Annotated in this window: 13 protein-coding genes; 7 read left to right on the forward strand and 6 right to left on the reverse strand. The window is 72.9% G+C overall.

Features of this window, described 5'->3' with window-relative positions; translation table 11 throughout:
* Nucleotides 1-140: 140 nt before the first annotated feature.
* The 5 genes from argC (at nucleotide 141) to ACF1GV_RS34470 (ending at nucleotide 5,069) form a co-directional block, all read left to right on the forward strand.
* Complete coding sequence (gene argC, locus ACF1GV_RS34450; RefSeq protein ID WP_391688899.1) at nucleotides 141-1,169, forward strand: N-acetyl-gamma-glutamyl-phosphate reductase; 1,029 nt, start codon at nucleotides 141-143, stop codon at nucleotides 1,167-1,169.
* 88 nt (nucleotides 1,170-1,257) lie between these two features.
* Nucleotides 1,258-2,409, forward strand: a complete 1,152-nt coding sequence (argJ, locus tag ACF1GV_RS34455; RefSeq protein ID WP_391688902.1) for a bifunctional glutamate N-acetyltransferase/amino-acid acetyltransferase ArgJ — start codon at nucleotides 1,258-1,260, stop codon at nucleotides 2,407-2,409.
* Nucleotides 2,406-3,326, forward strand: a complete 921-nt coding sequence (gene argB / locus ACF1GV_RS34460) for an acetylglutamate kinase (RefSeq protein WP_391688905.1) — start codon at nucleotides 2,406-2,408, stop codon at nucleotides 3,324-3,326. Before argJ ends, argB begins: the two co-directional genes overlap by 4 nt.
* On the forward strand, nucleotides 3,323-4,519 hold the full coding sequence (locus ACF1GV_RS34465; protein WP_391688908.1) for an acetylornithine transaminase: 1,197 nt from the start codon (nucleotides 3,323-3,325) through the stop codon (nucleotides 4,517-4,519). The genes argB and ACF1GV_RS34465 overlap by 4 nt, the downstream gene beginning before the upstream one ends.
* Nucleotides 4,520-4,526: 7 nt before the next feature.
* Entirely contained in the window at nucleotides 4,527-5,069 is a 543-nt protein-coding gene (locus tag ACF1GV_RS34470) for an arginine repressor (protein WP_391688911.1), read from the forward strand.
* A gap of 81 nt (nucleotides 5,070-5,150) precedes the next feature.
* Here the strand turns inward: ACF1GV_RS34470 and ACF1GV_RS34475 are convergent, their stop codons facing one another.
* From ACF1GV_RS34475 to ACF1GV_RS34495, 5 genes are read right to left on the reverse strand one after another with little or no spacing between them, the layout of a single operon-like run.
* Nucleotides 5,151-5,888, reverse strand: coding sequence for an FAD:protein FMN transferase (locus tag ACF1GV_RS34475; RefSeq protein ID WP_391689398.1), 738 nt, complete (start codon nucleotides 5,886-5,888; stop codon nucleotides 5,151-5,153).
* Nucleotides 5,889-5,937: 49 nt separating this feature from the next.
* Complete coding sequence (locus ACF1GV_RS34480; protein ID WP_391688914.1) at nucleotides 5,938-6,699, reverse strand: FMN-binding protein; 762 nt, start codon at nucleotides 6,697-6,699, stop codon at nucleotides 5,938-5,940.
* A 17-nt stretch (nucleotides 6,700-6,716) separates the two neighbouring features.
* Complete coding sequence (locus ACF1GV_RS34485) at nucleotides 6,717-8,099, reverse strand: ferric reductase-like transmembrane domain-containing protein (RefSeq protein ID WP_391688917.1); 1,383 nt, start codon at nucleotides 8,097-8,099, stop codon at nucleotides 6,717-6,719.
* 59 nt (nucleotides 8,100-8,158) lie between these two features.
* A complete protein-coding gene (locus ACF1GV_RS34490; RefSeq protein WP_391688920.1) occupies nucleotides 8,159-8,617 on the reverse strand; it encodes an FMN-binding protein in 459 nt (152 codons plus the stop codon).
* A gap of 10 nt (nucleotides 8,618-8,627) precedes the next feature.
* Nucleotides 8,628-9,980 carry a ferric reductase-like transmembrane domain-containing protein gene (locus ACF1GV_RS34495; RefSeq protein ID WP_391688923.1) on the reverse strand — a complete coding sequence of 451 codons (1,353 nt, stop codon included), beginning with the start codon at nucleotides 9,978-9,980 and terminating at the stop codon, nucleotides 8,628-8,630.
* 151 nt (nucleotides 9,981-10,131) lie between these two features.
* Here ACF1GV_RS34495 and ACF1GV_RS34500 point away from each other — a divergent pair, with 151 nt between their 5' ends.
* Complete coding sequence (locus ACF1GV_RS34500) at nucleotides 10,132-10,875, forward strand: response regulator transcription factor (RefSeq protein ID WP_391688926.1); 744 nt, start codon at nucleotides 10,132-10,134, stop codon at nucleotides 10,873-10,875.
* Complete coding sequence (locus ACF1GV_RS34505) at nucleotides 10,872-12,350, forward strand: sensor histidine kinase (RefSeq protein ID WP_391688930.1); 1,479 nt, start codon at nucleotides 10,872-10,874, stop codon at nucleotides 12,348-12,350. The genes ACF1GV_RS34500 and ACF1GV_RS34505 overlap by 4 nt, the downstream gene beginning before the upstream one ends.
* Before the next feature lie 29 nt (nucleotides 12,351-12,379).
* On the opposite strand, the gene ACF1GV_RS34510 is transcribed toward ACF1GV_RS34505, so the two are convergent.
* Nucleotides 12,380-13,081: a L,D-transpeptidase gene (locus ACF1GV_RS34510; RefSeq protein WP_391688933.1), complete on the reverse strand. Its 702-nt coding sequence runs from the start codon at nucleotides 13,079-13,081 to the stop codon at nucleotides 12,380-12,382.
* Nucleotides 13,082-13,084: the final 3 nt, after the last annotated feature.

Genomic DNA, 13,084 nt, shown 5'->3' on the forward strand with positions numbered 1-13,084 from the left:
GAGCGCACTCCAACGCAAGGCCCGGCAGGCGGGCCACGATGAACCCTCCGGCCGGCCGGTGTCATGGCGGGCCGTGATCCGCCAGGATTGCATAAACGTGCAGCGATACGTATAGTCATGCCATCCACGAGGAGGATTCCATGGCAGTACGCGCGGCAGTCGCCGGAGCGAGCGGATACGCAGGTGGGGAGCTGCTGCGCCTGCTCCTGGCCCATCCCGGGGTCGAGATCGGTGCCCTCACCGGCAACTCCAACGCGGGCCAGAAGCTGGGCGCCCTGCAGCCGCACCTGCTGCCGCTGGCCGACCGCACCCTCGCCGAGACCGGCGCCGACACCCTCGCCGGCCATGACGTCGTCTTCCTCGCCCTGCCGCACGGCCAGTCCGCCGCCGTCGCCGAGCAGCTCGGCCCGGACGTACTCGTCGTCGACATGGGCGCCGACTTCCGGCTGAAGGACGCCGCCGACTGGGAGACGTTCTACGGCTCCGCTCACGCCGGCACCTGGCCCTACGGCCTTCCCGAACTTCCGGGCGCCCGCGCCGCGCTGGAGGGGTCCAAGCGCATCGCGGTCCCCGGTTGCTACCCCACCGCCGTCTCCCTCGCCCTCTTCCCGGCCTACGCCGCCCAGCTCGCCGAGCCCGAGGCCGTGATCGTCGCCGCCTCCGGCACCTCCGGCGCGGGCAAGGCGCCCAAGCCGCACCTGCTGGGCAGCGAGGTCATGGGCTCCATGACGCCGTACGGCGTCGGGGGCGGCCACCGGCACACGCCCGAGATGATCCAGAACCTCAGCGGCGTGGCGGGCGAGCGGATCTCCGTCTCCTTCACGCCGACCCTCGCGCCGATGCCCCGCGGCATCCTCGCCACGTGCAGCGCGAAGGCCCTCCCGGGCGTGACCGCCGAGTCCGTGCGCGCCGCGTACGCCAAGGCCTACGCCGACGAGCCCTTCGTGCACCTGCTGCCCGAGGGCCAGTGGCCCGCCACCGCGTCCGTCTACGGGTCGAACGCCGTGCAGGTGCAGGTCGCGTACGACGCGGCCGCCGGACGGATCGTCGCGATCAGCGCCATCGACAACCTGACCAAGGGCACCGCGGGCGGTGCCGTCCAGAGCATGAACATCGCCCTGGGTCTCCACGAGACCACGGGGCTGACGACGATCGGAGTTGCACCGTGAGCGACGCGCGTGCAGCCACCGGCCTGCAGACGACCACGATGCCCGCACCTCCGCGCTGCACGGGCGGAGAAGCGAACGAGGAGATCCAGTGAGTGTGACGGCAGCGAAGGGATTCACGGCGGCGGGCATCGCCGCCGGGATCAAGGAGAACGGCAACCCCGACCTGGCCCTCGTGGTCAACACCGGCCCCCGCCGCGCCGCCGCCGGCGTCTTCACCTCCAACCGCGTCAAGGCCGCCCCGGTCCTGTGGTCCGAGCAGGTCCTCAAGGGCGGGCAGCTGACCGCCGTCGTCCTCAACTCCGGCGGCGCCAACGCCTGCACCGGCCCCAAGGGCTTCCAGGACACCCACGCCACCGCCGAGAAGGCCGCGGAAGTCCTCGGCTGCGGCGCCGGCGAGGTGGCCGTCGGCTCCACCGGCCTCATCGGCCAACTGCTCCCCATGGACAAGGTCCTGGCCGGCGTCGAGACCGCCGCCGCCCAGCTCTCCGAGCACGGCGGTGAGAAGGCGGCCATCGCCATCAAGACCACCGACACCGTCCACAAGACGTCCGTCGTGACCAAGGACGGCTGGACGGTCGGCGGCATGGCCAAGGGCGCCGGCATGCTCGCCCCCGGCCTCGCCACCATGCTCGTCGTCCTCACCACCGACGCCGACCTCGACAGCGAGACCCTGGACAAGGCCCTGCGCGCCGCCACCAAGGTCACCTTCGACCGGGTCGACTCCGACGGCTGCATGTCCACCAACGACACCGTCCTGCTCCTCGCCTCCGGCGCCTGTGGCATCACCCCCGAGTACGCCGAGTTCGCCGAGGCCGTCCGCACCGTCTGCGACGACCTCGGGCGGCAGCTCATCGGCGACGCCGAGGGCGCCAGCAAGGACATCAAGGTCGAGGTGGTGGGCGCCGCGACCGAGGACGACGCCGTCGAGGTGGGCCGCTCCATCGCCCGCAACAACCTCCTCAAGTGCGCCATCCACGGTGAGGACCCCAACTGGGGCCGCGTCCTGTCCGCGATCGGCACCACGAAGGCCGCCTTCGAGCCGGACCGGCTGGGCGTCGCCATCAACGGCGTCTGGGTGTGCAAGAACGGCTCCGTCGGCGAGGACCGCGAGAAGGTCGACATGCGCTACCGCGAGGTGCACATCGTCGCCGACCTCGCCGCCGGCTCCGAGACCGCGACGATCTGGACCAACGACCTCACCGCCGACTACGTCCACGAGAACAGCGCCTACTCGTCATGACATCCACCCGGAAGCACACCGCGCTGCCCAAGGCACAGATCCTCATCGAGGCGCTGCCCTGGCTGACCCGGCACAACGGCAAGACCGTCGTCATCAAGTTCGGCGGCAACGCCATGGTCGACGAGGAGCTGAAGGCCGCCTTCGCCCAGGACGTGGTCTTCCTCCACCACGCCGGCCTCAAGCCGGTCGTCGTGCACGGCGGCGGCCCGCAGATCAGCGCCGCCCTCGACCGGCACGGCATCGTGAGCGAGTTCAAGGCCGGCCTGCGCGTCACCACCGAGGACGCCATGGACGTCGTACGGATGGTGCTGGCCGGGCAGGTGCAGCGCGAGCTGGTCGGACTGCTCAACCAGCACGGCCCGCTCGCCGTCGGCCTGACCGGCGAGGACGCGCACACCATCACCGCCACCAAGCACACCCCCGAGATCGACGGCGAACTGGTCGACATCGGCCGCGTCGGCGAGATCACCGGCATCGACACCGGTGCGATCGAGGCGCTGCTCGCCGACGGCCGCATCCCGGTCGTCTCGTCGATCGCCCGCTCCCAGGACGACGGACATGTCTACAACGTCAATGCTGATACGGCGGCTGCGGCACTCGCTGCGGCACTGGGCGCCGAAACCCTCATGGTCCTCACCGACGTCGAGGGTCTCTACGAGGACTGGCCGAACTCCGACGAGGTGATCAGCCGTCTCACCGCTTCCCAACTGGAGAAACTGCTGCCGGAGTTGAGCTCCGGCATGGTCCCGAAGATGGAGGGCTGCCTGCACGCCGTGCGCAACGGCGTGACGACCGCCCGCGTCATCGACGGCCGCGTCCAGCACTCGATCCTGCTGGAGATCTTCACGGACGAGGGCATCGGCACCATGGTCGTGCCCGACCAGGACACCGATCAGGACACCGAGGGGGAGTCATGAGCAACCAGGAGATGACCGCGCGGTGGCAGGGCGCGCTCATGAACAACTACGGCACCCCGCGGCTGCCCCTCGTGCGCGGTGAGGGCATGAAGGTCTGGGACGCGGACGGCACCGGCTACCTGGACTTCGTCGGCGGCATCGCGACCAACGCCCTCGGCCACGCCCACCCCGCGATCGTCGAGGCCGTCAGCCGGCAGATCGGCTCCCTCGGCCACATCTCCAACTTCTTCATGGCCGAGCCCACGCTCGCGCTGGCCGAACGGCTGCTGACGCTCTTCGGCCGCGACGGCCGGGTCTTCTTCTGCAACTCGGGCGCCGAGGCCAACGAGGCCGCCTTCAAGATCGGCCGGCTGACCGGGCGCACGCACATCGTCGCCACCGACGGCGGGTTCCACGGCCGCACCATGGGCGCGCTGGCCCTCACCGGCCAGCCCGCCAAGCAGGACCCCTTCCGGCCGCTGCCCGGGGACGTCACCCACGTGCCGTTCGGCGACGCGCAGGCGCTCGCGGCGGCGGTCACCGAGGAGACGGCCCTCGTCGTCATCGAGCCCATCCAGGGCGAGAACGGCGTCGTCGTGCCGCCCGCCGGCTATCTGAAGGCGGCCCGCGCGATCACCGCGGCCACGGGCGCGCTGCTCGTCCTCGACGAGGTGCAGACCGGCGTCGGCCGCACCGGGCACTGGTTCGCCTACCAGGCCCACGAAGGCGTCCTGCCCGACGTCGTCACTCTCGCCAAGCAGCTCGGCGGCGGCCTGCCGCTGGGCGCGACCGTCGCCTTCGGACGGGCCGCGGAGCTGCTCCAGCCCGGCCAGCACGGCACGACCTTCGGCGGCAACCCCGTCGCCTGCGCCGCCGGCCTCGCCGTCCTCGACACCATCGCGAACGAGGGTCTGCTGGAGAACGTGAAGCGCCAGGGCGAGAAGCTGCGCACCAAAATCGAGGCCCTCGGCCACCCCTTGATCAGTCATGTCCGGGGAGCGGGACTTCTCCTGGGTATCGTGCTCACCGGGCCGCACGCGCAGCAGGTGCAGCAGGCGGCCCAGGAGGCCGGGTTCCTGGTGAACGCGCCCGCCGCCGACGTCATACGGCTGATGCCCGCGCTGAACCTGGGCGACGACGAGGTGGACGCGTTCCTCGGGGCGCTGCCCGGCATCCTGGCGCAGGTCGACGGGGACGGACGATCCGGAGAATGAGACGACGATGAGTCAGGCGCAGGAGTTCGAGAACGGCACCGCGGGGCCTGCCGTGCCGCAGACCCGCACCGCCCGCCACCGCCGGATCGTGGACATCCTCAACCGGCAACCGGTGCGGTCGCAGAGCCAGTTGGCGAAGCTCCTCGCCGACGACGGACTGAGCGTCACCCAGGCGACGCTCTCCCGGGACCTCGACGAGCTGAACGCGGTGAAGATCCGCAACACCGACGGCGACCTGATCTACGCGGTGCCCAGCGAGGGGGGCTTCCGGACCCCCCGGGCGCCCCTGGGGGAGTCCGCCAAGGAGGAGCGGATGCGGAGGCTGTCGCAGGAGCTGCTGATCTCCGCGGAGGCCTCCGCGAATCTCGTGGTCCTGCGCACCCCTCCGGGGGCCGCGCAGTTCCTGGCCTCGGCCATCGACCAGGCGGAACTGCACGACATCCTCGGGACGATCGCCGGGGACGACACGCTGTTGCTGATCAGCCGGGAGCCCACCGGTGGGCAGGCTCTCGCCGATCATCTGCTGCGGCTGGCCCAGAACGGGCACTGAGAGGGGCGGTGCCCGTGTGACGCCGGGCGCGGGTCGTGGGCGGTTGCTCGCGCAGTTCCCCGCGCCCCCGCGCAGCTCCGCTCATCCGAGTCGAGAAGCCAGACCTCCGGTGCACCTGACCTCGTCGCCCGACGTGATCAGCAGCGCCTCCACCCCCGGCAGGGACTCCAGCCAGGGCAGGGCCGTCCTCGAGCCCATCGCGAAGGCCGCCGTCGCCCAGCAGTCCGCCCAGGTCAGCGACGGCGCCGTCACCGTCACCGCCACCAGGTCCGTGACCGCCGGGCGGCCCGTGCGGGGGTCGACGATGTGGGTGCCGCGTTCCGCCGTGCCGGAGGTGGCGACCGCCAGTTCGTCGGTGCCGGTCGCGGAGATCACCGCGGCCAGGCCGCCGGGGCGCAGCGGGTCCGCGATGCCGACCCGCCAGGGGCGATCGTGGCCGGGCGAGCCGTACATCTGCACGTCCCCGCCGCCGTTCACGCTCACCCCGCTCGCCCCGGCCTGCGCCAGCACCCGGGCCGCGCGTTCGGCCGCCCAGCCCTTGACGATGCCGGTCGGGTCCAGGCGGCCCCCATAACGCGGGCTGAACCAGCCGTCGCTGACCAGCTCCGCCTGCGCCGCGAGCTCCAGCACCTCGGCGACCTCGGGGTCGCAGGCGTCGACGGTCAGCTCGTCGCGGGCCAGCCGGGAGAGCTGGCTGTCCACGCGGTAGGTGCTGAACACCTCGTCGGCCCGGTGCAGTCCGGCGACGGCCTCCTCGAGCGCGGCCCGCACGGCCTCGTGGTCCCCGCCGCGGACGTCGAAGGAGAAGACCGTCCCCATGACCTCCTCCGTCCGGCGTTCCGCGGCGGGAGTCGTTGCGTCCATTCCTTCAGCCACCTGCCTTGTCCAATGCCGACTGGAGTGACTGCCTGTACCCGGTGCTGGTGTAGGTCGCCCCGGAGACCGCGTCGATGTCCGCGCTGCCGGCCGCGACCGCCTCCCGGTTGAGCCGCGGCACCGCCATCGCCGTCTTCTGGTCGCTGAGGCCGCCCTTGGGCGCCTGGACGGCCTCCGCCCCGGTGACGCGGCCACCGCTCACCGTGATGCGGACCTGCACGGGACCGTACTGGGTCTTCGCCGTCTCGCCGGTGACGGTCCGCGTCCCGGAGCCGGCGGCCCCGCCCCGCGCCCCGGAGCCGGCGGCCCCGCCCTTGCCGAGCTTGTCCAGGGCCGACTGGAGCGACTGCTTGTACCCGGCGCTCGTGTACGTCGCACCGGAGACCGCGTCGATGTCCGCACCGCCGGCCGCCACCGCCTCCCGGTTGAGCCGCGGCACCGCCATCGCCGTGACCTGGTCGCTGTGGCCGCCCTTGGGCGCCTGCACCGCCTCGGCCCCGGTGATCCGGCCGCCGGCCACGGTCAGGCGCACCTGCACGGCCCCGTACTGGGTGCGGGCCACGTCCCCGGTGACCGTGCCCTCCGCGGTGCCGCCCTGCGCGGACTGCCGCGCCGCGGCCGGCGGCGGGGCGACCGCGCCGGCCTGCGCGGACGCCGGGTCGGAGGCGGGTTTGAGGGTCAGCAGCAGGACGACACCGGACACGGTGGCCGCCGTCGCCAGCACGGTCCGCCGGACGGGGTGGTTCTTCCTCATCTGTGTGCAGCTCCCGCTCACATCTCGAACGACTCGTGGTGGATACGACGGGCGGGCACGCCGGCGCCCCGCAGCGCCTCGTAGACGGACTGCGCGAACCCGGGCGGCCCGCACAGGAAGACGTCGTGGCGGTCGACGTCCGGGATCTTGCGTTGCAGCGACTCGGGCGAGATGTCGGGGCGTTCGCCGTCGGGGCTGTTCACGGCGTACATCAGCCGTGCCCCGCGCTCGTCGGCGATCGCCGCCAGCTCGTCCCACAGGGCCAGGTCCTGCGTGCTGTTGGCCCGGTACAGCAGCGTGAGGTCGCCTGCCGCGCCGGGCAGCGTCTCGAACAGGGCCCGCATCGGCGTGATGCCGACACCGCCCGCCACCAGCAGCACCTTGCCCCGGCTGCGCCGCTGCGCGGTCAGCGCGCCGTAGGGGCCCTCCGCCCACACCCGGGTGCCCGGCGTCAGCTCGCGCAGCCGGGAGCTGTGGTCGCCGATCGCCTTCACGGTGATCCGCAGCATGCCGGGACGCGGCGCCGCCGACAGCGAGTACGGGTGCGAACTGAACCGCATCCCCGGCGCAAGGAACCGCCAGCGGAAGAACTGCCCGGCCTCCGCACCGATCCGGTGCAGCTTGGTGCCGCTGATGAGGACCGACACGATGCCCGGTGTCTCCTCGATCACCGCCTCGACCCGCATGCGGTGGCGCAGGTTGAGCCGGACCGGGGTGAGGACGCGGTACCAGAGCACCAGCGCGGTGACCGTGCCGTACAGCCCGTACCAGAAGGTCTTCGCGGCGGGTTCCACCGCGAAGTCGTTGCCGTCGCTGATCTGGTGCCAGAACGTCAGGAACACCGCCGCGTACGTCAGCAGATGGACGTGGTACCAGGTGTCGTAGCCCAGCCTGCGGCGCACGCCGCCGGCCGACACCAGTCCGATGAGCAGCAGCAGGCCGGTGCCGATCGCCGCCTTGCCCAGGTCGGGCAGCTGGGTGACCGAGTCGACCGTCTGCCGGGCGATGTCCGTGACCGGCCTGCCGGCCTGGAGGGTGTAGCCCCACATGGTCAGGACGATGTGGGCGAGCACCAGACTGATCGTGTAGCGGCCGCTCATCGCGTGCCAGCGGGCCACCCGGTCGGAGCCCACCCGACGCTCCAGCGCGGGCACCCGAGCCATCTGCAGCACCACCAGCGCCATCAGATAGCCCGCGAGCAGGCCGGTGATCCGGCCCGCGCCGAGGATCCTTCCGGTGTCGTCCGCGATGGACGGCGTGTTGCGCCACCACAGCCACAGCACACCCGCCGCGCCGGCACCCACGGCGAGCAGCAGTGCGGCGGCGGGGGAGCGGCGGGGGCGGATGCGGCGCATCGTCTGGCGGCGGGCGGCACGGCCGCCGGCGAGCGTGGTGCTCACGGTTCCTCCGGGGGGACGGGACCCTTGGCCCACACATACGCGCCGTCCCGCGGGAGCGTTCAGAGGCCGGCCGAGTCCAGCGCGGACTGCAGCGACTGCTTGTAGCCGTCACTGGTGTAGGTGGCGCCGGAGACGGAGTCGATCTGCGCGCTCTGCGCGTTCAGCGCCTCACGCCGCAGCTGGGGGATGGCGTAGGCGTTGATCTCCTGGTCGCGGGGGTTCTCCGACGGGTAGACGACCGCGGTGACCTCGGTGAGTCTGCCGCCGGTGACGGTGACGCGCACCTGGACGGGGCCCCAGCGGGTGTCGACCGACTCGCCGGTGGCGGTCCTGGTGCCCGTCGTGCCGGTGGCACCGGGCGCCGCGGACGAACTCGCGGCGGTCCTCGGCGAGTTGGCGGTCGCGAGCGCCGGAGCGGCGTGCGGCTTCAGCGATAGCAGCAGCACCATCCCGGAGACGGTGGCGGCGCCGGCCAGCACGATCCGGCGCAGCGGGCGGTTCTTCCTCAGTGCGTGCACGACTCAGGCCTCACAGCTCGAACGACTCGTGGTGGATGCGCCGGTCCGGCACTCCGGCGGCGCGCAACTGCTCGTACACGTGACGGGCGAAGCCGTGCGGGCCGCACAGATAGACGTCGTACGCGGCGAGGTCCCCGAACGCCGTCCGCAGCGCGGCCGCCGACAGGTCGGGGCGTTCGCCGTGCGGGCCGTTGAGGGCGTACCGCAGATGGGCCCCACGCCAGCGGGCGAGTGCCTCCAGCTCCCCGCCGAGTGCCAGGTCCTCCGCCCGGCGCGCCCGGTACAGCAGCGTCACCTCGCCCGGCAGTGTCTCGAACAGCGCGCGCAGGGGGGTGATGCCCACACCGCCCGCGATCAGCAGCGACTTCGCCGCCGTGCGCCGGTCGGCGGTGAGCGAGCCGTACGGTCCCTCCGCCCAGACCCGGGTGCCCGGCCGCAGTACCGCCACGGCGGCGCTGTGCCCGCCGAGCGCCTTGACCGTGATCCGCATCCGGTCCGCACGCGGCGGCGCCGACAAGGAGTACGGCGTCGACGTCCACGCCAGCCCCGGCGCGAGGAATCGCCACCGGAAGAACTGCCCGGGCCGCGCCGCCAGTTCGTCCAGCCGCCGCCCGCGCACGACGACCGAGTACACACCTGGCGCCTCGGGGTGCACGGACTCCACGCGCAGCCGGTGCCGGGAGTTGAGCCGCCACGGGGTCAGCAGGCGGAACCACACCACGAGCGCGGCGGCCCCCAGGTAGAGCGCGTACCAGAAGGCGGTGGCGACCGGCTTGCCGTTGAAGTCGTTGCCGAGGGTCAGCTGGTGGCCGAAGGCGAGGAAGACGGCGGCGTAGGTGAGCAGGTGGACGTAGTACCAGAACTCGTAGCCGGTGCGGCGGCGCACCGCGCGCGCCGAGGTGACGCCGACCGCGAGGAGGATCACCGTGCCTGCGGTGGCCTTCAGCATGTCCGGATAGTCCAGGACCACCGTCAGCGTCTCGTGCAGCAGGGAGGCGTGGTCCTGCGCGGCGTACCCGGTCAGGATCAGCGCGATGTGCGCGAGCAGCAGGCAGATCGTGTACCGGCCGGCCATGGCGTGCCAGCGGGCCACCCGGTCCGAGCCGATCCGCCGCTCCAGCAGCGGCACCCGCGCCATCAGCGCGACGAGCACCGCGCACGCGTACCCGCACAGCAGCCCCGCGATCCGCCCGGCTCCGGTCAGCCATCCCGCCGTCCCCACCACGGACGCGGTGTCCGACCACCACAGCGCGATCACCGCCGCGGCCCCCGCCCATATCGCGGCCAGCACGCCGGCCGCGGGGGAGGGCCGGGCGGGCGGCGCCACGGGTGGGGCGGCCCGCCGCTCGTCCACCGTCTGCATCAGTCGTGTCCTTTCGTCTGTCCGGAACGCAACTGTGCGGGGCGAACCTCTGAGGACCCTCTGAAACGGAGGTCTCAGCGCGGACTCAAAGGAAACTCAGAGCCTGCGCCGACGTCCGCCGCCCGCGCGAGGGGCGATCCTGGAGACAGCCATGAACACCACCACCCGCTCCGGCCGCCCCGCGCTCACCCGCCCCGACGGCACACCCCTGCGCGTCCTCGTCGTCGACGACGACCCCGACCTCGCCGAGGTCCTCTCCGGCGCCCTGCGCTACGAGGGCTGGCGGATCGGTACGGCAGGCGACGGAGCGTCGGCGCTCACCGCCGCCCGCGAGCTGCTGCCCGACGCGGTCGTCCTGGACGTGATGCTGCCGGACACCGACGGCTTCGCCGTGCTGCGCGGTCTGCGCGCGGTGCGGCCGGACGTGTGCGTGCTGTTCCTCACCGCGCGCGACGCCGTGGAGGACCGCATCGCCGGCATCACCGCGGGCGGCGACGACTACGTCACCAAGCCGTTCAGCCTGGAGGAGGTCGTCGCCCGGCTGTGCGGCCTGCTGCGCCGCGCCGGCATGGCCCGCCAGAGCGAGGAGGGCCCCCAGCTGGTCGTCGGGGACCTGGTCATGGACGAGGAGGCCCGCGAGGTCACCCGCGCCGGGGAGCTGATCGAGCTGTCCCCGACGGAGTTCGAGCTGCTGCGCTTCCTCATGCGCAACCCGCGCCGGGTCCTCAGCAAGACACAGATCCTGGACCGCGTCTGGTCGTACGACTTCGGGGGCCGCGCCCATGTCGTCGAGCTGTACATCTCCTACCTGCGCAAAAAGGTCGACGCCGGCCGTGAGCCGATGATCCACACCGTGCGCGGCGCCGGTTACGTGCTCAAGCCGGTGACACCGTGACGCCGCGCCTGCCCCGGCCGCGGTGGATCCGCCTGCCGTGGCCGCGGACGCTGCGGGCCCGCCTGACCGCCGGTCTGGTGGTGCTGCTGGCGATCAGCTGCGCCGCGGTCGGGGTGGCCGCCGTCGTCGAACTGGACGGGTTCCTCACCCACCGCCTCGACCAGCAGCTCACCGACGTCGGCAGCCGTTTCCCGGCGAGCCTGGAGCACCCCGGCCAGAAGCCGGACGATCATGACGGCGACGAGCGCGGCGACACCCGCCGCCAGGCCACCGGCACCTTCGGCGCCCGCCTCGTGAACGGCACGGTCACCAACGCGGCGGTGGTCCGCTCCGGTGATGCGGCGACCGATCCGGGCGTGAACCTCTCGCCCCGGGACGAGCGCACCCTGGCCGCCGTCCCGGCCGACGGCCGCGGCCACAGCGTCCACCTGTCCGCACTGGACGACTACCGGGTCATGGCGGGCCGCGGCAGGGACGGCGACCTGCTGATCACCGGGCTGCCGCTGGAACCCGTCGAGGCCGCCGTGCACCGGCTGGAGGCGGTCGCCGCGATCGTCTTCGGCATCGCGCTCGCCGTGACCGGCGTGGCCGGGGCGCTGTGGGTGCGCTGGTCGCTGCGGCCGCTCAGCCGGGTCGCGGCAACCGCGACCCGGGTCAGCGAGCTGCCCCTGGCCAGCGGGGAGGTGGCGCTGCCGCCCAGGGCACCGGAGTCCGACCCGCGCGGCGAGGTGGGGCGGGTCGCCGCCGCCTTCAACCGCATGCTCGGCCACGTCGAGGACGCGCTGACGAAACGGCACGCCGGCGAGGAGCGGCTGCGCCGCTTCGCCGCCGACGCCAGCCACGAGCTGCGCACCCCCGTCGCCTCGGTGCGCGGGCACGCCGAGCTGGCGCTGCTGCACCCCGGACCGGTGCCGCCCGAGATCAGCCGTGCACTGGAGCGCATCGCCGCCGAGTCCTCCCGGATGGGCGAGATGGTCGACGAGATGCTGCTGCTGGCCCGCCTGGACGCGGGCCGCCCACTGGAGAGCCGCCCCGTCGACCTCACCCGCCTGGTGCTGGACGCGGTCACCGACGCCCGCGCCGCCGGTCCCGGCCACCGCTGGACGCTGGACCTGCCGGAGGAGCCGGTGACGGTCACCGGCGACGCCCACCGGCTGCACCAGGTGCTGGCCAACCTGCTGGCCAACGCCCGGGGCCACACACCCCCCGGTACGAAGGTCACGGTGTCCCTGACGTCCGACGGCCCGGACGCGGTCCTCACGGTCCACGACGACGGCCCCGGCATCCCCGCCGACCTCCAGCCGGACGTCTTCGAACGCTTCACCCGAGCCGACCACCGCCGCACCCGCACCCCCGGCGGCGGCGCGGGCCTGGGCCTGTCGATCGTCTCGGCGGTGACGAAGGCACACGGGGGGAGCGTGGAGGTGGAGAGCCGGGCGGGCTCCACGGTGTTCCGGGTGCGGATACCGGCGTAGAGGGGCGCGGGGAACCGCGCACAGCAATCTCAGTAACGGGTCACAGCCGTAACTCCGGCCACTGTGCCCACAGCAATGTGCGGCTCACGACTCGGCACAGCCCACCGCAGAATCCGCCGCATCGCCCCCTCCGGCACCGACACACACCCCGCCGTGGCCCCACGCCCGGTGACGTGTAGAAAAATGCCGGCGCCGCGACCGCGCACCGGCGCCCGATAGTTGAACCCGACGACCAGCGCGTAGGCGTACTGCGTCCGGTAGGACACCAGATGCTCGGCCTCCGCGGCCCGGCAGTCGGACGCCAGCGGCTCGCTCCACCGGTTGTAGGCACGGGAGTCGTTGTCCTGACACCACCAGGAGTCCTGCCGAACCGGCCGGTACGGCATCCGCGTACCGCCCGGCGCCGCCTTGACGCCGAAGGCGAACGGCAGCTCGTACAGCCCCGTCGGCGTCGTGTTCGTCCCCTGCCGCCGTGCCACGCCCTCCACCAGCCCGTTCGCCCCGAACCGGGCCGGCGCGGAGCCCGCCCGCACCCACCGCCCGCGGCGCAGGTCCCACCAGCTGACGGTGCCCGTGGTCGAGGCTGTGCTCGGCGCACGGGCGACGATCAGCTGCGTGCCGCCGCCGGTGTCGCGCATCCGCTCGGGCAGCGGGGCCTCGCCGCCGGGCGCGGCACCGAGGACGGGCAGGGTCGCGCAGGCGAGGGCGGTGGCGACGACACGGGAGCGCATGGC

The organism is Streptomyces sp. NPDC014006 (genome assembly GCF_043088925.1).
In the GTDB taxonomy this organism is placed as follows: Bacteria; Actinomycetota; Actinomycetes; order Streptomycetales; family Streptomycetaceae; genus Streptomyces.

Bases quoted from the DNA above. Each gene is read 5' to 3' on its own strand.
- argC (WP_391688899.1), top strand. From the start codon at position 141: ATGGCAGTACGCGCGGCAGTCGCCGGAGCGAGCGGATACGCAGGTGGG.
- argB (WP_391688905.1), top strand. From the start codon at position 2,406: ATGACATCCACCCGGAAGCACACCGCGCTGCCCAAGGCACAGATCCTC.
- ACF1GV_RS34465 (WP_391688908.1), top strand. From the start codon at position 3,323: ATGAGCAACCAGGAGATGACCGCGCGGTGGCAGGGCGCGCTCATGAAC.
- ACF1GV_RS34470 (WP_391688911.1), top strand. From the start codon at position 4,527: ATGAGTCAGGCGCAGGAGTTCGAGAACGGCACCGCGGGGCCTGCCGTG.
- ACF1GV_RS34475 (WP_391689398.1), bottom strand. From the start codon at position 5,888: ATGGGGACGGTCTTCTCCTTCGACGTCCGCGGCGGGGACCACGAGGCC.
- ACF1GV_RS34480 (WP_391688914.1), bottom strand. From the start codon at position 6,699: ATGAGGAAGAACCACCCCGTCCGGCGGACCGTGCTGGCGACGGCGGCC.
- ACF1GV_RS34495 (WP_391688923.1), bottom strand. From the start codon at position 9,980: ATGCAGACGGTGGACGAGCGGCGGGCCGCCCCACCCGTGGCGCCGCCC.
- ACF1GV_RS34500 (WP_391688926.1), top strand. From the start codon at position 10,132: ATGAACACCACCACCCGCTCCGGCCGCCCCGCGCTCACCCGCCCCGAC.
- ACF1GV_RS34510 (WP_391688933.1), bottom strand. From the start codon at position 13,081: ATGCGCTCCCGTGTCGTCGCCACCGCCCTCGCCTGCGCGACCCTGCCC.